The sequence below is a fragment of the Pelagibius sp. Alg239-R121 genome, from assembly GCF_947331435.1.
Taxonomy (GTDB): Bacteria; Pseudomonadota; Alphaproteobacteria; order Kiloniellales; family Kiloniellaceae; genus Denitrobaculum.
In genome coordinates this window covers 20,691-41,143 of the sequence record NZ_CAMZOF010000004.1, presented here as the reverse complement: position 1 = coordinate 41,143, position 20,453 = coordinate 20,691, and the positions used below count along the sequence as shown (strand labels likewise).

The 20,453-nt window shown below is 56.3% G+C and carries 19 protein-coding genes; 14 read left to right on the top strand and 5 right to left on the bottom strand.

Annotation, left to right across the window (positions count from 1 at the left end):
- The first annotated feature begins 20 nt into the window (after positions 1-20).
- The 8 genes from QMZ18_RS13720 (at position 21) to QMZ18_RS13685 (ending at position 9,220) form a co-directional block, all read left to right on the top strand.
- The gene (locus QMZ18_RS13720; RefSeq protein ID WP_322097215.1) at positions 21-1,310 is read left to right on the top strand and encodes an ABC transporter substrate-binding protein; all 1,290 of its coding nucleotides are present in this window, start codon (positions 21-23) and stop codon (positions 1,308-1,310) included.
- A gap of 119 nt (positions 1,311-1,429) precedes the next feature.
- Positions 1,430-2,356 carry a carbohydrate ABC transporter permease gene (locus QMZ18_RS13715; protein ID WP_282606876.1) on the top strand — a complete coding sequence of 309 codons (927 nt, stop codon included), beginning with the start codon at positions 1,430-1,432 and terminating at the stop codon, positions 2,354-2,356.
- 11 nt (positions 2,357-2,367) lie between these two features.
- Positions 2,368-3,207, top strand: a complete 840-nt coding sequence (locus QMZ18_RS13710) for a carbohydrate ABC transporter permease (protein ID WP_282606875.1) — start codon at positions 2,368-2,370, stop codon at positions 3,205-3,207.
- Positions 3,204-4,238 carry a Gfo/Idh/MocA family protein gene (locus QMZ18_RS13705; protein ID WP_282606874.1) on the top strand — a complete coding sequence of 345 codons (1,035 nt, stop codon included), beginning with the start codon at positions 3,204-3,206 and terminating at the stop codon, positions 4,236-4,238. The genes QMZ18_RS13710 and QMZ18_RS13705 overlap by 4 nt, the downstream gene beginning before the upstream one ends.
- Positions 4,235-5,236, top strand: a complete 1,002-nt coding sequence (locus QMZ18_RS13700; RefSeq protein ID WP_282606873.1) for an ABC transporter ATP-binding protein — start codon at positions 4,235-4,237, stop codon at positions 5,234-5,236. Before QMZ18_RS13705 ends, QMZ18_RS13700 begins: the two co-directional genes overlap by 4 nt.
- A gap of 264 nt (positions 5,237-5,500) precedes the next feature.
- Positions 5,501-5,863 (top strand): cupin domain-containing protein, encoded by a 363-nt coding sequence (locus tag QMZ18_RS13695; protein ID WP_282606872.1) that lies wholly within the window; start codon positions 5,501-5,503, stop codon positions 5,861-5,863.
- A 197-nt stretch (positions 5,864-6,060) separates the two neighbouring features.
- Complete coding sequence (locus QMZ18_RS13690) at positions 6,061-6,633, top strand: PAS domain-containing protein (protein ID WP_282606871.1); 573 nt, start codon at positions 6,061-6,063, stop codon at positions 6,631-6,633.
- A gap of 430 nt (positions 6,634-7,063) precedes the next feature.
- On the top strand, positions 7,064-9,220 hold the full coding sequence (locus QMZ18_RS13685) for a methyl-accepting chemotaxis protein (protein ID WP_282606870.1): 2,157 nt from the start codon (positions 7,064-7,066) through the stop codon (positions 9,218-9,220).
- A 34-nt stretch (positions 9,221-9,254) separates the two neighbouring features.
- Here the strand turns inward: QMZ18_RS13685 and QMZ18_RS13680 are convergent, their stop codons facing one another.
- Entirely contained in the window at positions 9,255-10,157 is a 903-nt protein-coding gene (locus QMZ18_RS13680) for an SMP-30/gluconolactonase/LRE family protein (protein WP_282606869.1), read from the bottom strand.
- 279 nt (positions 10,158-10,436) lie between these two features.
- On the opposite strand from QMZ18_RS13680, the gene QMZ18_RS13675 reads away from it, so the two are divergent.
- From QMZ18_RS13675 to QMZ18_RS13650, 6 genes are all read left to right on the top strand, one after another.
- Entirely contained in the window at positions 10,437-11,723 is a 1,287-nt protein-coding gene (locus QMZ18_RS13675; RefSeq protein WP_282606868.1) for an ATP-binding protein, read from the top strand.
- A gap of 9 nt (positions 11,724-11,732) precedes the next feature.
- A complete protein-coding gene (locus QMZ18_RS13670) occupies positions 11,733-12,479 on the top strand; it encodes a response regulator transcription factor (protein WP_282606867.1) in 747 nt (248 codons plus the stop codon).
- A 334-nt stretch (positions 12,480-12,813) separates the two neighbouring features.
- Positions 12,814-13,833, top strand: a complete 1,020-nt coding sequence (locus QMZ18_RS13665) for an ABC transporter substrate-binding protein (protein WP_282606866.1) — start codon at positions 12,814-12,816, stop codon at positions 13,831-13,833.
- A 58-nt stretch (positions 13,834-13,891) separates the two neighbouring features.
- Positions 13,892-15,403 (top strand): sugar ABC transporter ATP-binding protein, encoded by a 1,512-nt coding sequence (locus QMZ18_RS13660; RefSeq protein ID WP_322097214.1) that lies wholly within the window; start codon positions 13,892-13,894, stop codon positions 15,401-15,403.
- A complete protein-coding gene (locus QMZ18_RS13655; RefSeq protein WP_282606865.1) occupies positions 15,400-16,338 on the top strand; it encodes an ABC transporter permease in 939 nt (312 codons plus the stop codon). The genes QMZ18_RS13660 and QMZ18_RS13655 overlap by 4 nt, the downstream gene beginning before the upstream one ends.
- Positions 16,335-17,291 (top strand): ABC transporter permease, encoded by a 957-nt coding sequence (locus QMZ18_RS13650; RefSeq protein ID WP_282606864.1) that lies wholly within the window; start codon positions 16,335-16,337, stop codon positions 17,289-17,291. Before QMZ18_RS13655 ends, QMZ18_RS13650 begins: the two co-directional genes overlap by 4 nt.
- A gap of 33 nt (positions 17,292-17,324) precedes the next feature.
- On the opposite strand, the gene QMZ18_RS13645 is transcribed toward QMZ18_RS13650, so the two are convergent.
- The 4 genes from QMZ18_RS13645 to QMZ18_RS13630 form a co-directional block, all read right to left on the bottom strand.
- The gene (locus QMZ18_RS13645; RefSeq protein WP_282606863.1) at positions 17,325-17,675 is read right to left on the bottom strand and encodes a Rap1a/Tai family immunity protein; all 351 of its coding nucleotides are present in this window, start codon (positions 17,673-17,675) and stop codon (positions 17,325-17,327) included.
- Between the two features lie 258 nt (positions 17,676-17,933).
- A complete protein-coding gene (locus tag QMZ18_RS13640; protein ID WP_282606862.1) occupies positions 17,934-19,085 on the bottom strand; it encodes a nucleotidyltransferase family protein in 1,152 nt (383 codons plus the stop codon).
- A complete protein-coding gene (locus QMZ18_RS13635; protein ID WP_282606861.1) occupies positions 19,082-19,999 on the bottom strand; it encodes an HprK-related kinase A in 918 nt (305 codons plus the stop codon). Before QMZ18_RS13635 ends, QMZ18_RS13640 begins: the two co-directional genes overlap by 4 nt.
- A gap of 72 nt (positions 20,000-20,071) precedes the next feature.
- Positions 20,072-20,416, bottom strand: a complete 345-nt coding sequence (locus tag QMZ18_RS13630; protein ID WP_282606860.1) for an HPr-rel-A system PqqD family peptide chaperone — start codon at positions 20,414-20,416, stop codon at positions 20,072-20,074.
- Between the last annotated feature and the right edge of the window lie 37 nt (positions 20,417-20,453).

Sequence of the window (20,453 nt, the reverse complement as noted above, 5' to 3'; positions counted from 1 at the left end):
GGGAGGAAAGGAAACAAGCTATGGACAAGAAAACCTGTAAAACCGGCACACGGTTGACCGCAAGCTTCACCGCAATGACTTTCGGTGCAGTTTTCGCTTTCGGTACCACAGCAGCGGCAGCCGACGACGTCACGCTTACCATTGAAAGCTGGCGCAATGACGATCTTGCCATCTGGCAGGACACAATTATCCCAGCATTCGAAGCCAAACACCCCGGGATCAAGCTGAAATTCACGCCATCGTCCCCTGCTGAGTACAATGCCGTACTGAATTCCAAACTAAGCGCCGGTTCGGCGGGCGATATCATCACCTGTCGCCCCTTCGACGCATCTCTTGCGCTTTACGAAGCAGGCCATCTGTCAGATGTGACCGGTCTTGAAGGCATGAAGAACTTTTCCCCTGTCGCAAAATCGGGCTGGAGCACAGACGATGCCGCGATCCAGTTCTGTGTGCCAATGGCTTCGGTCATTCACGGCTTCATCTATAACAAAGACGCGTTTTCCGAGCTTGGCATTGAAGAACCCCAAACCGAAGCCGAGTTCTTTGCCGCCCTCGATAAGATCAAGGATGACGGCACTTACATTCCGATGGCGATGGGCACCAATGACCAATGGGAAGCCGCGACGATGGGTTACAACAATATCGGCCCAAACTATTGGAAGGGTGAAGAAGGTCGACTGGCTCTGCTCGCAGGCAAACAGAAGTTGACCGATGAGGCATGGGTGGCCCCATTCCGCCAACTCGCCAAATGGGGACAGTATCTGGGTGACGGCTATGAAGCTCAAACCTATCCCGACAGCCAGAACATCTTCACACTTGGCCGCGCTGCAATTTATCCCGCAGGGTCCTGGGAGATCTCAGGCTTCAACACTCAGGCCGATTTTAAGATGGGCGCGTTCTTTCCGCCGGTCGCGAATGCGGGTGACACTTGCTATATCTCGGATCACACCGATATCGGCATCGGCATGAACGCCAAGACGGCGCATCCAGAGGCTGCAACAGTCTTTCTGAACTGGGTTGGGACGACCGAGTTCGCATCGCTCTTCGCAAACGCACTACCCGGCTTCTTCCCGCTGTCATCAGGCACGGTCGAGTTGGAAGACCCACTGGCACAGGAATTCATCTCGTGGCGTGGTGAATGCGAAAGCTCGATCCGGTCCACCTATCAGGTTCTATCGCGTGGCACTCCGAACCTTGAGAACGATACCTGGAATGCTTCAGTTGCCGTGATCAAAGGCGAGGAAAGCCCCGAAGACGCCGGCAAGCGCCTGCAAGAGGGCCTGGCCAGCTGGTACGCGCCACAACAATAAACCAACCTGCCTGACTTCACTTGTCCCGGGCTTTCCCGATGCGCCGGGACGAGTGAACGCAGTCCGTGTCATTGCGCCAAACCGCAACGCCACCGGATGTGATCCAACAGGATATTCCAATGCCAAAACAGAATCGCCGGATCCGAATCAAGTGGCATATCATCGTCTTTCTGGCACCTGCAGTGCTCGTCTACACTGCGGTGATGGTCTACCCGCTGTTCAATACCATGCGGCTCTCCCTGTTTACCGAGACCGATCAGCAGCGCGTATTTGTAGGACTGCAGAATTTTCGCACTCTGTTTGGCGATGACGTCTGGTCTGATCAATTCTGGAACGCGCTTGGGAACAATTTACAGTTCTTCCTCATTCACATGCTGGTACAGAACCCCATCGGCATCGCGCTTGCGGCAATCCTGAGCCATCCAAAGCTGCGGTTCGCCAGCTTCTACCGCTCGGCAATTTTCATCCCGACGATCCTGTCATTTGTGATCGTGGGTTTTGCCTGGAAACTCATACTTTCTCCCATTTGGGGTATCGCCCCCGGGATGCTTGACGCTGTGGGGCTGAAATCACTCTACGCGCCGTGGCTGGGCAAAGAAGCCTACGCTCTGACCACCTTGTCGCTTGTGTCGGTCTGGCAATTCGTCGGCATTCCGATGATGTTGATCTATGCGGCGCTCTTGTCGATACCCGATGAAATTCTTGAAGCGGCCGAGGTCGAGGGCATCACCGGTCAATCGGCTTTCTGGAAGATTAAATTGCCTCTGATCCTGCCATCCATCGGGATCATTTCAATCCTGACTTTCGTCGCCAACTTCAACGCGTTCGACCTGATCTATGCCGCCCAGGGCGCGTTGGCCGGACCGGACTTCTCGACCGACATTCTGGGCACCTTCATGTATCGCTCCTTCTTTGGCTTCCAATTGCAGCTCGGAGATCCGCACATGGGATCCGCGATCGCGTCGGCCATGTTCGCCATCATCCTTGTCGGTGTGAGCATTTACCTGTTCGGCATCCAAAGCCGCATGCGTCGCTATCAGTTCTGAGGAGACAAGATATGAGTGCCGCTCGCCAGAACCGCCTAAACACATTCGCCGCCCACGGTGCGCTGATCCTCTACACGCTGATTGCGCTCTTCCCGGTATTCGTGATCGTCATCAACAGCTTTAAGACCCGCAAGGCGATTTTCCGCGAACCACTGGTCCTGCCGAATGCGGACAGCTTTTCAATGATCGGTTATGAGACCGTACTCAAACAGGGGGACTTTTTCCTCTATCTCCAGAACTCGATTATCGTCACTGTCGTCTCGTTATTCTTCATTTTGCTTTTCGGAGCCATGGCGGCTTTCGCGCTTGCGGAGTACCGCTTTAAAGGCAACACACTGATGGGCCTTTACCTGGCGCTCGGCATCATGATCCCGATCCGTATCGGCACCGTCGCTATTCTTGAATTGATGGTGCAAACCGGACTGGTGAATACACTCTGGGCGCTGATCCTGGTTTACACGGCGCAAGGTTTGCCACTGGCCGTGTTCATCTTGTCTGAGTTCATGAAACAGGTGTCAGACGACCTGAAGAACGCCGGCCGGATCGATGGTCTTTCAGAGTATCGCATCTTCTTCCGTCTGGTCTTGCCGCTCGTGCGCCCGGCCATGGCAACGGTCGCGGTGTTCAACATGATCCCGATCTGGAACGACTTGTGGTTCCCATTGATCCTTGCGCCTGCAGAAGAGGTGAAAACGCTGACGTTGGGCAGCCAGGTGTTCATCGGGCAGTTTGTGACAGACTGGAACGCGGTGCTTTCCGCACTGTCGCTGGCGATCCTACCGGTCATGGGCCTGTATGTGATCTTCTCCCGCCAGCTCATTCGCGGGATCACTTCAGGTGCAGTCAAATGAGCCTTAAAGTTCTGATCGCCGGTTTGGGGAATATGGGGCGGAGCCACGCGCTGGCCTACCACGCCCACCCGGACGCCCACATAGTCGGGCTGGTGAACCGATCGGCCGTCGATCTTCCAGAGGCGCTTCGGGACTACCCTTTATTCCCGGATTTCAGCGAAGCCCTGGAGAGTACCTGTCCGGATCTTGTCTGCATCGCGACCTATTCTGACAGCCATGCCGCCTATGCGATCGCGGCGATGGAGGCCGGTGCCCATGTCATGGTTGAAAAGCCGCTGGCGACCAGCGTGGAAGACGCCCGCCGAGTGGTGGAGACCGCAAAGCGGCTAAACCGCAAACTGGCTGTGGGTTACATCCTTCGGCATCATCCCAGTTGGCAGCGCCTGATCGCCGAAGCCCGCAATCTCGGCGGTCCTTACGTCTTTCGTTTGAATCTGAACCAACAATCCGACGGGGCGACCTGGGGCACCCACAAGGCCCTGATGGAAACGACGTCACCGATTGTAGATTGCGGCGTTCATTACGTCGACATCATGTGCCAAATCACCGATGCAAAGCCGGTACGGGTGCACGGCATCGGCCTGCGCCTGTCCGACGAGATTGCAGAGGACATGTATAACTACGGCCAGCTGCAGGTTGTTTTCGCGGATGGCTCTGTCGGCTGGTACGAGGCCGGCTGGGGTCCGATGATGTCCGAAACCGCTTTTTTCGTGAAGGACATCGTTAGCCCCAATGGCGCGGTGTCGATCGTCGACGCCGACAAAGGCGCGTCGGACGATGTGGATGGCCACACCAGAGTGGGTAGCCTGCTGATCCACCGCCTTGACGGCGACACCGTCGTCGACCTGCCTGATGAGCCGGATCATCAGGCGCTGTGCTTTGCCGAACAGGACTTCATCATCAACGCGATCCGCAACGACACCGATCTCAGCCGCCACGCGGCAGACGCCGTACAATCTCTTCGCATCTGTATGGCCGCCGATGAAAGCATCCGCACAGGCCAACCCGTCCATTTGGGAGACCCCGCATGACCGCCCTCAAACTTGAAAAAGTGTGCAAATCGTTTGGTGATGTAGAGGTTCTTAAGAATATCGACCTGGTCGTGGAAGACGGCGAATTTGTAGTCTTTGTCGGCCCGTCGGGTTGCGGTAAATCCACTCTTTTACGCGTCATTGCGGGGCTGGAGGACGCCACTTCGGGCACGGTGGACATTGGCGGCGAAGTCGTTAACGACACTCCGCCTGCCAAACGCGGCATTGCCATGGTGTTCCAGTCGTATGCGCTTTATCCACATCTGAGCGTGCGAGATAACATGTCGCTCGGGCTCAAACAGGAAAAGCAGCCCAAGGCAGTGATTGAAGAGCGCGTCGACAAAGCCGTGAAGATGTTGGATCTGGGTGACTATGTTGACCGTCGCCCCTCAGATCTGTCGGGTGGTCAGCGTCAGCGCGTGGCCATTGGACGGGCCATCGTGCGTGAACCAAAACTTTTCCTGTTCGATGAGCCGCTGTCAAACCTCGATGCTGCACTGCGGATGAACACCCGGATTGAAATCGCCGATCTTCACCGCAAACTGAGCGCCTCGATGATTTACGTGACGCATGACCAGACCGAGGCCATGACCCTTGCCGACAAGATCGTTGTCCTTCGTGACGGCAATGTAGAGCAGGTCGGCTCACCAATGGAGCTCTACAACAACCCCGCCAACCAGTTCGTCGCGGGCTTCCTGGGGTCGCCATCAATGAATTTCCTCAGTAAATCCGAGATACCCATTCCGGACGGTGCAACACTGGGCATACGACCCGAACACCTGTCGCTTACCGATGATGGTCGCATCAAGGGGCAGGTCACCCATGTTGAACGACTGGGCGGCGACACAAATCTTCTCGTCATGTCCGAGGCTGGAGAAACGCTTACGGTGAGGCAATTCGGACAACATGACGCCAATGTCGGTGAACCCGTCGGCCTTGATTTCCAGGACCAGAACGCGTTTCTGTTCGATCAAAACCAACAGCGAATTGCCGAATAACCTGGGACAAGCGAGTTTCGGTGTCCGCTCAGCAGCCTGAACCATCTGTGAGAAAACTCTGCGCGAGCGTATCGCGCAATGCATCCAAGGTTGGGTTGATGGTCTCGGCTGCTGACAATTCGCCTCTCCAGACTTAACCATCTGCACCCCTATGACCTAAAGATCGTTTCTTCACAAACCAATCAGCCATCAATAGCCTTACGAGACTGACCGTATTTCTATTTCCACACCGAGAGTCTTTTTGAACTGTGAGGCAGGGGCACAATGGATCCGATAGAAACCGGCAAGCGACGCGTTAAGAATTTTCAGACGGCCGACTTCGAAACCCTGGAACGCTTGGATGGGAAAACTTCAGGTGCCAGTATACTGCAGCTCGATTCCTCAGCCGCACCCGGAGTTGGGTTTCATCTCTACCGATTGGAGCCGGGTGCGTCGAGCGAGCCTCACGAGCACAGCTGCAACGAACAGTTCGTTGTGCTGCAGGGCAGTCTTCTTGATCACGACGGCATTCAGTACCGCGAAGGAGACTTCGTTTGGCTCGAAGCGGGCACGCGGCATTCATCCTATTCGCCAGATGGCTGTCTGCTTGCGGTTTATTTCGAAACAGCCGCTAAGACACTCGCTTGATTGGATGCAGCGGCTGTTTTCCTCGACTTCCTTAACTTCGCGTTACAGAACATTGCCTAAAGTCGTTTGTACGCCTAATGTCGAACGCTGCATCCCATCGTATGCCTAGTTCGATGGTCAGCAGTTGTGTAGTGCGGATTACCAGCGGACAAATAGGGTCGATGGACGCAAGTCCGTAGAGTTTTGTTAGAGTTCAGATGCAAGATCGATCTTCACCAGACCTTGGGTCGTTCAGGCGAGTCATCGCGCATCCGGCGTTGACGGAACTCTATGACTTCTGGCTTGCGCATCGTGGCGAAAAACCTGCCATGCTCCGCAGCGACCTGGACCCAATGGACATCCCCCACCTTTTGAAAAATCTTATCCTCGCCGATGTGTCGGAAGGAGGGCGCGCAATCCGCTATCGCCTTGTCGGGACCGAAATCGTAACCGCCCACGGCGTCGATTACACCGGAAAAACAATCGAGGAACTGACCAGCGGCGCGACGCTCGATTTCACCCGGGACCTTTACAGCATGGTCGTGGGTCAGGCGATTCCGGTCTTTTCGCAAGGCCATTTCAGATGGGCTGGAAAGGAACACTGCTGGACCAAACGTCTGCACCTCCCACTGACAAGAGATGGTAAAAACATCGATGTGGTGCTGGTCGGTCAGGTTTACGAAACAAGCAGCGCCGTTAACCGCGAGGAATTACGCCCGGCACGGCCTGAAGAACTGGTCGCCGATCAAGCCGCGTGCGACGCCGTCAGCACCTCCAGGAATTCCAGCTAGCTTTATTCAACGTCAATATTTACTACCAAAAGGCTGCGTAATTACTTCTGGTAGTGCTTTCACACAACCAAAATTTTCAATACTTTGGTGTCATTTATTTACTAATTTTAAATATATAGATTACTGATTTGTAAATTCCATAAAATAATCTGCGCAAATTGCAACCACTACACATAGCTTTGCACAATAATTTCTCAATATTGGTTAGTTTTTACTATTTCTAAAAACAACCGGGCTATTTTCCATACCACAGTCTTAACGTGTATAACCGCGAACCCGTGGCATCCGTGCCCTCTCGCCTACAAACACGACTACGCCCGACCGAAACCGGGTGTGCCGGTTATTTGCCCACTTCGTTCAATCGGAACGAAAACACACGGCATCGATCCGGATTGGCCAGCACATTAACTGAAACGAATTGGTACGAACGATGACCGACAATACCGAATTCAACGCATCGGACCTTGATAGCAAGGCACCAGGCAACTCCGGAGTCAATCTACGTATCCGCGGCCGACTGATTGCGGGCTTTGCGGCTATATGCGCAATCCTGATCGTCATTGTTAGCGCGACGATAGTTCAAGTCGGTTCAATCGATAGAAATATCATTCGGATCAACGAACTGCGCATACCCACAGCCTTTGCAAGTGGCGCGATCACACGCGACCTCTATGCTTCCCTCGCCAGTCTGCGCGGCTGGATGCTGACCGGTAACGACAAGTTCAAGGCCGAACGTGCCGGAATTTGGACCGATATCGAATCCCAGCGTGCTGATATGTCTCGTCTGTCTCAGAGCTGGACCAACGCGGAAAACATAGAGAAATGGGCTGAATTCGAGCGCGTTCTCGAGGAGTTTCGCACGGCTCAAGCCCAAGTCGAAGCCATCGCCAACAGCGCCGATGAACAGCCTGCCACAAAAATACTGCTGACCGAGGCAGCCCCGTTGGCGGCGGTCCTGCTGTCTAAGATTACAGAGATGATCGATGAAGAGATGACGAAAGCTCCTACGGTGGAGCGCCGGCAGCTGTTGGGCGCTATGGCCGACGTACGTGGTACCACCGCCGTAGCACTCGCCAACATCCGCGCATACCTGTTGTCGGGCAACAAGAAATTCGCGGACGGCTTCGACACCGTCTGGGCGAAAAATGAACGGCGTTTCGCCGACCTTGCCGCTATGAACACTCTGTTCACCCCAAGTCAGGCTTCAGCATTCAAAGAGTTCTCTGAAAGCCGGACGAACTTCGCACCCATGCCTGGCCGGATGTTTGAGATTCGTGGCTCTGACAGTTGGAACATGGCCAACTACACTCTGGTCAAGGAAGCTGCACCGCGCGCCGGTAAGCTGCTCACCATACTCCTCGGCGAGTTGCAGGCCGACGGCACGCGTACAGGCGGGATGCTGGATAATCAGCGGCACCTGCTTGACACCGACGCCAAGGTCACTCTTTCCGAGGCCGATACCTTGTCGATGGCGGCATGGCTCATGCTGGCCATCGGCTTCGTCGTCTCTGTGACGGCGGTCGTTCTAACATCCCGCTCGATCGTTGCGCCCGTCACCGCCATGACCACTGCCATGGTAGAACTCGCGGGCGGTGACAAGACCACCCATATTCCTGCGACCGAACGCCGAGACGAATTCGGTGATATGGCCCAGGCCGTGCAGGTCTTCAAAGACAACATGATTAAGGCCGACACCTTGGCCGCCGAACAGGAAGCCGAACGGGCCACTCGTGAACAACGCGCTCAACGGATCGAACAGTTGACCACCGAATTCGACCAACAGGTCGGAGACGTCATCAACAGTGTTGTCGCCGCCACAGATCAAATGGGTTCGACTGCCCAGTCCATGACGTCGCTGGCACAGAACGCCAGTGAAAGTTCTGGTTCGGTTGCCGCTGCTTCTCAGCAGGCTAGCAGCAACGTTCAAACCGTTGCTGCGGCGTCGGAAGAACTTTCAGCGTCGATCACCGAGATCTCGAGTCAGGTCACGACCTCGTCAAGCACGGCAAATGCGGCCGTCGGCGCGGCTGAGCAAGCAACCCAGAAAGTCCAGGGCCTGGTCCAGGCGTCGCAGAAAGTCGGCGAAGTTATCAACCTGATCAACGACATCGCCGAACAGACCAACCTATTGGCTCTGAACGCGACGATCGAAGCGGCCCGCGCCGGCGAGGCAGGCAAGGGCTTCGCGGTGGTAGCCACAGAGGTAAAGAACCTCGCTTCTCAAACCAGCAAGGCAACCGATGAGATTGCAGAGCAAGTCTCGGGAATTCAGGAGGCAACGGGCGAGGCGGTCGGCGCGATCGAAGAGATCACGAAAACCATCGGCCGGATCAACGAAGTTGCAGGTGCCATTGCTGCTGCGGTCGAAGAGCAGGGTGCTGCCACCGGAGAGATCAGCCGGAACGCTCAGGAAGCCGCGAATGGCACGGAACAGGTTGACAGCAACATCGCGAACGTTAGCAAAGCCAGTGTCGAGACAGGCAATGCCGCAGGCGAAGTGCTGGATGCCTCGAAGAGCCTCTCGCAGCAGACCGAGTTGTTACGCAACGAAGTGGATAAATTTCTGACCGCCGTTAAAGCGGCATAACACCTAAGCTCAATTATTAAAGCGGCGCCATAAATCAGATGGCGCCGCTGGTCGCAAGATAGATGGCATAGAGCGACGACGTGGCGGTGATAAAAAGGCGGTTGTTCTTGGGGCCGCCAAACGCGACATTCGCCACGGCTTCACCGATCACGATCTCGCCGAGCAGTTTTCCTGTTGCCGAAAAGCACTGCACGCCACCGCCGGTGCTGGTCCAGAGATTGCCTTGACAATCCAGACGGAAGCCATCGGAAACGCCCTGTTCTATCTCTGCGAAGATCCCTCCGCCTTTCAATCGTCCCCCCTCTTCCACCTCGAATGACCTGATATGGCGCGGCCCGCCAGGTTGGTGAGAAACGCCGGTATCGGATACGTAGAGGATTGATTCATCCGGTGAAAAGGCCAGGCCGTTCGGTTTCACGAAATCATCGGCGACCACCTCCAGCGAACCGCTCGAAACATCCAGCCGAAATACGAAGCAGCCATCCTGCTCCTGCGGCGATTTTTTTCCCTCATAGTCGCTGATGATGCCGTAGGAGGGGTCGGTGAACCAGATGGAGCCGTCGGATTTGACGATGACATCGTTGGGCGAGTTAAGCCGCTTACCCTCGTAGCTGTCCGCGAGCACGGTGATCGAGCCATTGGGTTCCGTCCGGGTGACACGTCGTGTGAGATGTTCGCAAGTCACGAGGCGCCCTTCGCGGTCGCGCGTGTTGCCGTTCGAATTGTTAGAACTGTACCGGTAGATCCGCATTCCTGGGCCTTCAACCCACTGCAGCATCCGGTTGTTGGGGATATCACTCCAAAGCAGATAATCGCCCTGCGGAAAATAAACCGGCCCCTCGGCCCAAAGCATGCCGGAACATAATTTCTTCAAGCTGGCAGCGGGATTGACCAGAAAACGAAAAGCTTCGTCATGAACGACGAGATCACCGGTCATCGCACTCTCTCCTGAAACCTAAACGCAGGCCGATTTGGATCGTGGAATCCTAGGTGTTGAAATGCTAATCGTCTGCCTTGCTTGACGGAATGACGGCGCAGTTTTCACCGCGCCAACCTGCGGATTCCCGCAGAACCACAGGCGGAGACTAACATCGGGAACACCACGTGGGGTCTGGCTGCCTCCGGGGCATCATGGTAGATTTGATCCCCAGAAAGTGTCGCAAATATGCCGAATGAAACCAAATCGTTGCAGGCGAGGTCCCTTTTGGATCGCTATATGGCGATATCTAGAGCGGTTGCCGGTCAGCTCGACTTTCAACAGGTCCTACAGCGGGTCGCCGGTGAGATTCGGGCACTGATATCATACGATCATATGGATATTTCGGTGATCTTCGCCGATACCCGCGACTGCTGCGTTGCCTACGAAGTCGGAGTCACGACCGGTTGGGGCGAAGAAAAAGAGCCAAAGCCCATAGAGAAAAGTCCGATCCGCCAGCTGTTGCGCGGCGAGGTCGACTACATTTTGACCGGCGATGCCTGGCAGGACGATCGCTTTCATTTTGAAGGTGCCTTCGACGCGCCGATCTACGAGGCTCGATTGCACAGCCGGTTGCATGTCCCCTTCCGTGTGCATGGTACAATTCACGGCGCGCTCAATATCTCCAATCACGAAAAGAACCGCTACAGCGATCAGGATGTTGCTACCGCTCGCGAGATCGCAGATCTGCTCGCACCCTATGTCTATGCCGTAATCCGAAGCGAGGAAGCCAAGAAACTTGCGCTCTCCGAGGGAGCCGCAAGGGGTCGCGAAGAGGCTCTGCGACTGGGAGCCCTGCGCCTCACTGAAGGCATGGAGAATGAGCGTAAACGCCTCGGTATGGATCTTCACGATCAGACCTTGGCGGATCTGGCGCGAGTGTCACGGCAACTTGCTCATTTGCGTCGCCAACCAACACTGCGATCATCCGATCTGGCCGAACTGGACCACGAAGTCGCAACCTGCATCACCGAGCTGCGGCGCATTATTGAAGACACCAAACCAGGCATTCTGGAACTTTTCGGGTTTAGTCAGGCCGTGGAGGCACAGCTCGAGCGGTCGGTGGTCAGCGTACATCCGCCGATCAGGACAACGGTCATCGACAACACAGCCTCGCTCCTGGACAGCGGCCCGGAACCCCTGCGACAGACCCTTTTTCGAATCGTACAGGAAGCCATAAATAATGCCATAAAGCATGGCCGCGCCCGTAGGATCAGAGTTTCCATCGATACCTGCGCTACCGATCTGTCCATTTGCGTCGAGGACAATGGCATGGGACCAGCAGGCGAATGGGACCGATCATCCGGCGGAGTCGATAACATGCGCGTGCGTGCACGACTGATCTCAGCGAAGATTGATTTCGTCCGCTCCGCAATCGATGGGGTAACCAGGGTAGCCATCAGCCTGCCGCTCTCTCAACTGACGGACTCCCGAGACGATGTTCAGGATGAGACGAGCGAAGTATCAGAAGTCATCGACGAGGCGGCAGTACATGCCGATCCCCGCAAGGATCTGGCGGCTCAATAAAGGACGAGCATGAATATTCTGGTTACAGAAGACGATCCCTTTCACAGAGCGTATCTGAAAGAAGCCGTGACCCGGGCGCTACCGGAATGCGAGGAGGTCTTCGAGGCTGACAATGGTAAGTCGGCCATGGAGATCGTTGAGAGCTCCGACGTGCACGGCGTTATCATGGACCTGCAGATGCCTCAGACCAACGGCGTGACAGCGGCGAAACAGATCTGGCGAAAAAACCCCTCGATGCGGATCCTCTTTTGGTCCAACTACGCCGACGAGGCTTATGTCCGCGGCGTCTCTCGCATCGTTCCTCAACTCGCTGCTTATGGTTATCTTCTCAAATCCGCAAGCGAAGACCGTCTGGTGCTTGCGTTGCGCGGGGTCCTGCGCGAGGACCAATGCATCATCGACCGGGAAATACGAGGTGTTCAGCAACGCGCCGAGAACGTGCTGGAGGGCCTCACTGATTCGGAATTCGAGGTGTTGATGGATATCTCTCTCGGCATGACCGACAAGGCCATCGCCGCGCGCCGCAGTATGTCGACGCGAGGCGTTCAAAGCCGCCTCAAGCATCTCTATGAAAAACTCGGCGTGGATGAACGAGAAGCAGATGCCGAATTCGGTCCCGTCTTCAACTCCAGAACCCGAGCAGTCGCGATCGCCATGGAACGCGGTTTGCTGAACGTCGACGGTCTCGCGGCATTGCAGGATGACCTCGATCGTTGGCTTTCAATACGGGCCACAGTTCCGCGTGGCCGGGCCTGAATGACCCCACGAGCAACTGCGGGAACCCGCACTCTGAGAGGCGATTTTGCGTAACAACATTCCCACAAGCGCCGCATACGCCAAGCTATGCTTCTCTTAGCCTCAATCAAAATGCCGCAGAGCATTTCGAAGCCAAATCGGGGAGGCTCCATTGCAGCTGGACGGGGAAACCGCGTCCTGGTTACTCAGTGCCATCAGCTGCGAGCATCCTCAAAAATTGGCGATCAAGATGGGCAACTATCCCTGTCGATCACTGCCACGGCCAACCAGCCGAGATCGTTTCGCACGGGACTGCAGAAAGTTGATGCCCCAAAGCTGTAGCAAGGAGGAAATCATGATCCGTTCAAAATTGAAGGTGCTGTCCCTTGGTGTTGCGATCGGCTTGACCGCGTGGTCTCAGATGGCGGTTGCCGATACGTCGGACAAAAAAATTGCGCTCTCCAATAATTACGCCGGCAACTCCTGGCGTCAGGCAATGCTCAACAGCTGGGAAAAGATTACTTCGCAGGCAGTGAAAGACGGTATTGTCTCATCTGCAGACGCTTTCACGACCGCTGAAAATCAAGTGACCGAGCAGGCCGCTCAGATTCAGAATATGATTCTCCAGGGCTACGACGCGATCGTCATCAACGCGGCCTCACCCGATGCACTTAACGGTGCGGTCGAAGAAGCCTGCAGCGCCGGAATCAAGGTCATCTCCTTCGACGGCATTGTCACAGCGCCCTGTGCCTGGCGGATCGCGATCGACTTTAAACAGATGGGCAAAGAACAGCTTATATATCTCGCCAAGCATATGCCGGACGGTGGTAATCTTTTGGAAATCCGCGGCCTGGCAGGCGTGTTCGTGGACGACGAAATCAGCGCCGGTATTCATGAAGGCGTCGCCGAAAACCCTCAGTTTAAAATCGTCGGTTCGGTTCACGGCGACTGGGCGCAGGACGTCGCGCAGAAAGCCGTCGCAGGTATCCTGCCGTCGTTGCCGGAGATCACCGGCGTGGTAACGCAAGGCGGCGACGGTTATGGCGCAGCGCAGGCATTCAAAGCAGCCGACCGGCCAACGCCATTGATCATCATGGGTAACCGTCAGGATGAATTGAAGTGGTGGAAGGAGCAAAAGGACGCCAACGGCTATAAGACAATGTCCGTCTCGATTGCCCCTGGCGTTTCCACTCTGGCGTTCTGGGTCGCCCAACAGATCCTCGATGGTGCCGATGTACCCAAGGAACTGGTTGTCCCCTTCCTGCGCGTAGACCAGGATGACCTGGAAGAAAAACTGGCCGGTACCGAAGTAGGCAGCGTGGCCAATGTTGAATACTCGTTAGACGACGCCAAAAAGGTCATCGCGGGCGAATAATCGATCGCGTCCCGCAGAATATCCTAAACCCGAACGGCGTAAATTTTGAGGGAGCAGGGTGTTCGAGTCACAAGAACGATTGATTACGATGGACGGTGTCTGCAAGACTTTCGGCGCCGTCCAGGCCTTGGGCAGTATCGATCTTGAGATTCTCACGGGTCAGGTCCTGGGGATCGTCGGTCACAATGGCGCCGGCAAGTCCACCCTCATTTCGATTCTGGCAGGCACACAACGCCCCTCGCAGGGGAACCTCAAATTCGAAACAGCGGCTAGCGTCCTGCCGGGTTACGGTGTGAACCAGGCACAAGCAAACGGCATCCGCTGCGTCTTTCAGGAGTTGTCGTTGTGTCCAAACCTGACGGTTGCCGAGAATGCCCGCATCCTGCATCCGGCGATAAAGGGCGTGGGTTGGAAAGCACGGGCACGCGCGCTCATTTCCAACAAGCTGCAGGAAATCTTCCCCGGTCACGGCATTGATCCGGATGCGCTGGTTGGGGACCTCTCCATCGCCAAGCGTCAGATGGTTGAAATCGCGCGTGCCTTTACCAAGGTCGACAGCCCAATCCGCTTGGTGATCCTGGATGAGCCAACGTCCTCGCTCGACGCAGTCATCGCGCGGCAACTTCTTGAACACGTCCGGAATTTCGTCGACCAAGGCGGTGCCTGCATACTGATTTCGCACCTGCTGGAGGAGATTCTTCAAACCAGCCACCGGGTCGTCGTCATGCGTGACGGCGGCATCGTGGAAGACCGGGAAGCCAGCGCCTTTACGAGGACCAATCTTGTCGAAGCCATGGGAAGTGTCGCCAAAGAACAGGACGGCACGCAACGAACTTCCGATATTCGCCAGTCAGGAGAGCAAGTGCTGGTGTCACTGCAGCCCAAGGGGCAAAGCGACGGTCATCGGCTGCTTGCCTACCGCGGTGAGATTGTCGGGCTGGCAGGCCTTGGCGGTCATGGACAGACGGATGCCCTGCTTGATGTCTATCGTAACAAGGGCTGCACAGGACCGGCGTTGAGAGAAGAGTCGGTTCCGATGGCACTTGTCCCCGGGGACCGGCAGGTGGACGGTGTCTTTCCGCTCTGGTCGATTGCCATGAACATTGTCATTGGCTCCATGCGCCAACTGACCCGTGGCGGCCTGATCGATCCCAAGGCCGAAGCGCAACTCGCAGCAGACTGGAAGCGCAAAATCGCAATCCGCACACCGGACGTGAACAACAACATTCTCTCCCTCTCCGGCGGTAATCAGCAAAAAGCGCTCTTTGCGCGGGCATTGGCTTCGAACGCCGAGATTATCCTGATGGATGATCCGATGCGCGGTGTCGATATCGGCACGAAGCAGGAGGTTTACGAGATGATCCGCGAAGAGGTCGGCTTGGGACGAACCTTCGTGTGGTACACAACCGAGATGGACGAGTTGGCGCACTGCGATCATATCTACGTGTTCCGCAATGGTACCATCGTGGCCGATCTCGCGGGAGCAGAGGTCACCGAACAAAAGGTGCTCCACGCTTCCTTCGAAGACCAGTCCAAGAGTCATTCGTCAGCGAAGGCTCCTGCATCGTGAGCACCTTTCTCCCCTCACCCCGCCTCCTTCGAAGCCTGCTTCCCGCCTTTTCGCTGACGGTTATTCTGATCGCCATCTTCTATCTGCAACCGCGCGCCATGAGCTATTTCGGGCTCAATTTGCTGCTGAATCTCGCCTTGCCGATCGCCTTCGCGACGCTTGCGCAGATGTGCGTCATCACGGTAAACGATCTTGACCTGGGGATCGGCGCGTTCGTCGGCTTCGTTGCTTGCGTTGGCGCGACCTGGTTGAACGAAGCGCCCCTTCTAGGGGCTGCCGTTCTGCTGCTTTGTATCCTGGCCTACGCGGCATTGGGCGCATTAATCCATCTGCGCAACTTGCCCTCGATCGTGGTCACTCTCGGCATGTCGTTTTTCTGGCTCGGTCTGGCGTTGCTGGTCCTGCCGACGCCAGGTGGAAAAGCTCCCGACTGGGTGCGTGCAGCCATGACCTTCAAGGCACCCGGCCTTCCCGCAACCATATACGCTTCGGCGCTGGTTGCGTTCGTTGTCCATCTGGCTCTGATGCGTTCGTCCTACGGAACAGTGCTCCGTGGTGTCGGCGGCAATCCACGTTCCGTGGCGCGCGCGGGTTGGTCGATCCTGAAAGCCAAAATGACCATGTATGCTCTGGCTGGTTTCTTTGGCGTGTTAAGCGGGATCTCGCTAATTGGCCTGACCACCTCTGCCGATGCCAACATCGCGCTGCGCTACACACTGCTGTCAATCGCAGGCGTCATCCTGGGCGGTGGCGAATTCGTCGGAGGCCGCATTTCACCGGTCGGCGCAGTGTTGGGCGCTATGACCCTGACACTGGCGGGCTCCTTTCTATCCTTCCTGAAGATTTCGCCTGACTGGCAGATCGGCGCTCAGGGTGCGATCCTCATCATCGTTCTGGCGCTCAGGGTGGTGATCAACCGGACCGGTGCAAAATGACCGCTCTACTCACCAAACGAATCAGGACGGTCTCAGAGAAGCCCTGGATCTGGGCCTTTTTGGGCGCGTTCCTTGTTTGGCTTGCAACGATCCTCTTTACCGGTGGAACCGGCGCAGGGGAAATTCTGTCCGCCGCCTTGGCCTTCGCAACCTTTTCGGTCATCGTCGGCATCGGCCAGATGTACGTCATCACGCTCGGCCCCGGTAACGTCGATCTTTCCATTCCAGCCACCATGACCTTCGCCGGCGCGGTTTCCATGAAGATCATGGATAGTCAGGATGTCATGATCCTGCCTGGACTTGTGATCGCGTTGATCTGCGGCCTGCTGGTCGGAATATTCAACTACGGACTGATCCGGGCTCTACGTATCCCACCGATCATCGCCACCCTCTCATCGAGTTTCCTGGTACAGTCCTGCGCCATCGCCTATGGACGTGGCATAAAGATCAAGCCACCGGAACTCCTGGCTGACTTTACGACGACGAAGATTGCCGGTTTTCCCATTCTCGCTTTCTGCGTCGTCCTTCTTGCCGTCGTTATGAGTGTCGTACTTCATCGCACAGTATTCGGACGTTCGGTCCATGCCATCGGGCAAAACGCACGTGCGGCAGAACTGGCGGGCGTCAAGGTCGACATTATTCGCCTGGCAACCTACGTTCAATCGGCTGTGCTTGCAGGTCTCTGCGGGTATTTGCTCTCTGGGTTTTCCGGGGGTGCGTCCTTGAACATGGGCGCGGAATATCTGCTCGCCTCTATCGCCGTCGTGGTGATTGGTGGAACCTCTGTTGCCGGAGGCTTCGCCAACCTCCCGGGTATCTGGGGCGCGGCGCTTTTCATGTTTCTGTTGGTGACCATGCTCAACACCTTCGGCCTCAGCGCCGGCATTCGCCTGCTCCTGACCGGCGTCATTATCGTCGGCGTCATTACGCTCGCAGGCGGGCGGCGGGAGTGACGGAATTGTCCTAATGACGGTGATTATCAGCCGTCATTCACAAGGAAAAGACAGTGACAAGGCGTAGGCTACCAAACCGTCCGCCTTTAAGTTAGCAAGTTGCCTGTTGGCAGCCAGATAGTCCTTCACGAGTTCGACGAGTTCCTCGGTCGTCTCTCCGCCCGGCAGACAGGCATAGATACCGTCGACCTTGGCACCAGGACCACCCAAAACATCTGCGACCCCCAGGATGTAACCAATGCAGAGTCCTTTCTCCGCCGGGTCTTCACTTCCGCAAGCCACAAGCAGCCGCTCCCCAGTCATGTAAGGTGGCCAGGTCTCTCCGCTCAGAGGCATGTTCGCGATCAGCACCGCCGCCGCGACGGAAGAAAAAATGCCCGACACCACCATGGTCTCCCCTACCTCTCCGCGAGAACCTGTTCGTTTGTCACTCGTTCTGCAAAACAACCGGGTTCGTCATCTTACCGCGAGACAGTGATTCACGTCATTGATTGCTTCAATCAAGAACGATCGTTGCTTAGGTTGCGAACTTGAGCCCGGGAGGCCGGTTGGAACTCCGGCCTCCGTAAAACGACCAAGCATGAGCAAAGCTATGCCGGTGACATCCACGACAGCAAGTCGCTTGCCTGGGGCAGTTTGCGTTTATGCGGTCTTTGTTCCGCCGGCTCTTCGCCAAGCTTTGATTGCTAAATGGCGAGCCAGCATGACTGGCGGCATGCGCAGCCAATGCGAACGCATATAAAGTAACTCACCAGCGAAATTCACAACCCGGTTGGAGTCGAAAAGATAGGTCGGAGTCAGGGCGCGCGGCACCAAAAGGTCCATGAGCAAACGTACCGGAAGCGGAGGCGCAAAACGCTGAGAGGCTTTCAGCGCTGGCTCGGGAACCGGCGCATCGAGCAAGGCCTCAGCGTACCGGAGACTGTAGAACAGGGGGCGCCCCAGCCCCAGGTATTCCGCACGTGCAATCAGGCGATCCCAGAAACCCGGCCGATCCGCAAAATGGGCAATCATATCCCGTTGATCGACGAGGTCCCGCAAACCGCCGCGGATCTCACCATCTTGAAAAAGATGGACAGTTGAATGCAGCAACATATCGGTATCGCAGAGGACATAGTAACCTTGTCGCGAACGTTCTGCCGGATCGTTTGCCGCCTCGACTTCTGTTGCCGCAAGAGATTCAACCGGCACCGCAAGCTCAAGCAATTCGCTGCCATCAGCCGTTACCCGGCCTGTGGGGGGCAGGATTGTGTGGTGGACATCAATAACAGTGCCACGGCCTTCATGAACCAGCGGCGGCAGTTCGTGCATCCATCGGCGGTAATAGAGGTCGTCATAATCCTCCGCGTCGCCTTGAATCTCCTTGGCTGAAACCCAGCCGGCATCCAGCAGGGTCGCTTCCACACCGGCAAGTTCATCCTTGGCCACCAGGATGTCCATATCCGAACTCAGGCGGCCCCGCGTACAGGGAATGTCGCCTGCCAGATAGGCCGCCCCTTTTAACAGTACAATCTTTATGTCGCGGTCCCAAAAGACACGCTTGATCCGATCCATTTCCCACGACAGCCGAACCTGGTTGCGCGCGCCATTGCGTTCGGCCGACAACAAGCACCCTTCCAGACCCTGCGGCAATCCGGTCCGTTTTCCTGCTTCGGTCAAGTCGACACTTATGCGTGTCAAAACACCAGCAGCCTGCGCAAGATAGGCTACGCGGGACCAACGCTCGGCAGACCAGCCCCCAGCCATATGCGGGGCCACCAGCAGCGTTTTCAGATCTGCCGGCAGGCCTTTCATGCCGCCTCCTCCATCAGGTCTTCCACCATACGCATAGCCATGTCGAGCGTATCGTATTGCAAGTGAAAGAATTTGCAGCGTCCGGTGAGATCGGAGATCGCATCAAAGGCCGCCTGGCCCAGACGATCGCAATTGACGCTCGCGCCGCGCAGCATCGCGAAAGCCTCCGCACCTTCGAATTCGGCCACCTGGGCCGGCGCGCCAGGGCTGTACTCCGGGAAAACCACCAAGTCCAACCTTGCGGGCCTATCCCCATTGCGCAGGCTGTCCCCCGGCGCCTTGAGGTACCGGATGGTTCCCTTGGGCGTATCCAGGTATGGACGGCTGAAAACCTCCTCACCCAATCGCTCTACCATAACTTCGATAGATTGGTTCTTTAGCGAGATCGGCCGGGGATAGGGATAAAGCTGTAGATCGCTGGTATCCATCAGCGCAAACTCGTCGGAGAAAAGGCGCCAGCCGTTGTAAGCAAGGCCGGCGGTCAGAGTGCTTTTTCCGGCCCCGGACTGCCCGGCCATCAGCACTGCGCGACTGGGCCGAACCTCGCCGGTTGCCGATGGCTCAAAATCCTTGGCAACGACCCCCGAGTGAAAGATCAGAAATTGGTCGGATTTCGTGCCGACCTGCCAGTTCAATCCCATTTCAAGCGCCAAGATAGCAAGATCGCCGGGTAAGGGAACGAACGGTGAGGCAACGAACCCACCATCTGCAATCACCTTAGGTCTAAACCAGCGCCGAAGCAGTGAAACCGGGCCGACCTTCAGATTGAAATGGACGAAGTCCTCGGGCGCTGCCAGAGGATAGCCTTCATAAATGTCCAGAAAATCCTGCTGCAGTAGAGGATAGGTCGTACCGATTCGCGCCACGAATGGGCCGACCTTGAACTTCAGCGTGCCGCGACGCAGCCCACGCATGACCTCCGCACGATGTTGCGGCGAGATTGTTCGATCCGTTGTATTCACGGAGCCCTTATAACACCGTGAGGATTAAGAAAAATATGCTGGAATTATCAAGCCGGCAGAATCAAAAGCTTCGAGGGTCTCATGGATGGCCGCCTCAAGCTTCGCGGGATCCTGCCCTTCCATCAGGCTGCTTAACTCGCGAACCAGAGAGGTCTCGTCGTGCGGAGCCTCCATCAGAAGATCCAGAATTTCGCGTGACAGGGGATCAAGCACGTGGGTGTCGCCCGAACGCTCGTTGAAAAGCAGCGAATAGGAGTCGAAAGACCGCCAGACAAGACTGCCGGGTTCTGGAAGATGCCAGACTGTAGAGGCTTCAATCACTGAAAAATAACGGGCGCGGCCGATAATCGGCCGACGCCCGCTCCCCAAACCGTCAATGCTCTGATTCCAGAGATCACGTCAAGGC

Bases quoted from the DNA above. Each gene is read 5' to 3' on its own strand.
- QMZ18_RS13720 (WP_322097215.1), top strand. From the start codon at position 21: ATGGACAAGAAAACCTGTAAAACCGGCACACGGTTGACCGCAAGCTTC.
- QMZ18_RS13715 (WP_282606876.1), top strand. From the start codon at position 1,430: ATGCCAAAACAGAATCGCCGGATCCGAATCAAGTGGCATATCATCGTC.
- QMZ18_RS13710 (WP_282606875.1), top strand. From the start codon at position 2,368: ATGAGTGCCGCTCGCCAGAACCGCCTAAACACATTCGCCGCCCACGGT.
- QMZ18_RS13705 (WP_282606874.1), top strand. From the start codon at position 3,204: ATGAGCCTTAAAGTTCTGATCGCCGGTTTGGGGAATATGGGGCGGAGC.
- QMZ18_RS13700 (WP_282606873.1), top strand. From the start codon at position 4,235: ATGACCGCCCTCAAACTTGAAAAAGTGTGCAAATCGTTTGGTGATGTA.
- QMZ18_RS13695 (WP_282606872.1), top strand. From the start codon at position 5,501: ATGGATCCGATAGAAACCGGCAAGCGACGCGTTAAGAATTTTCAGACG.
- QMZ18_RS13690 (WP_282606871.1), top strand. From the start codon at position 6,061: ATGCAAGATCGATCTTCACCAGACCTTGGGTCGTTCAGGCGAGTCATC.
- QMZ18_RS13685 (WP_282606870.1), top strand. From the start codon at position 7,064: ATGACCGACAATACCGAATTCAACGCATCGGACCTTGATAGCAAGGCA.
- QMZ18_RS13680 (WP_282606869.1), bottom strand. From the start codon at position 10,157: ATGACCGGTGATCTCGTCGTTCATGACGAAGCTTTTCGTTTTCTGGTC.
- QMZ18_RS13675 (WP_282606868.1), top strand. From the start codon at position 10,437: ATGGCGATATCTAGAGCGGTTGCCGGTCAGCTCGACTTTCAACAGGTC.
- QMZ18_RS13670 (WP_282606867.1), top strand. From the start codon at position 11,733: ATGAATATTCTGGTTACAGAAGACGATCCCTTTCACAGAGCGTATCTG.
- QMZ18_RS13665 (WP_282606866.1), top strand. From the start codon at position 12,814: ATGATCCGTTCAAAATTGAAGGTGCTGTCCCTTGGTGTTGCGATCGGC.
- QMZ18_RS13650 (WP_282606864.1), top strand. From the start codon at position 16,335: ATGACCGCTCTACTCACCAAACGAATCAGGACGGTCTCAGAGAAGCCC.
- QMZ18_RS13640 (WP_282606862.1), bottom strand. From the start codon at position 19,085: ATGAAAGGCCTGCCGGCAGATCTGAAAACGCTGCTGGTGGCCCCGCAT.
- QMZ18_RS13635 (WP_282606861.1), bottom strand. From the start codon at position 19,999: ATGCGTGGGCTGCGTCGCGGCACGCTGAAGTTCAAGGTCGGCCCATTC.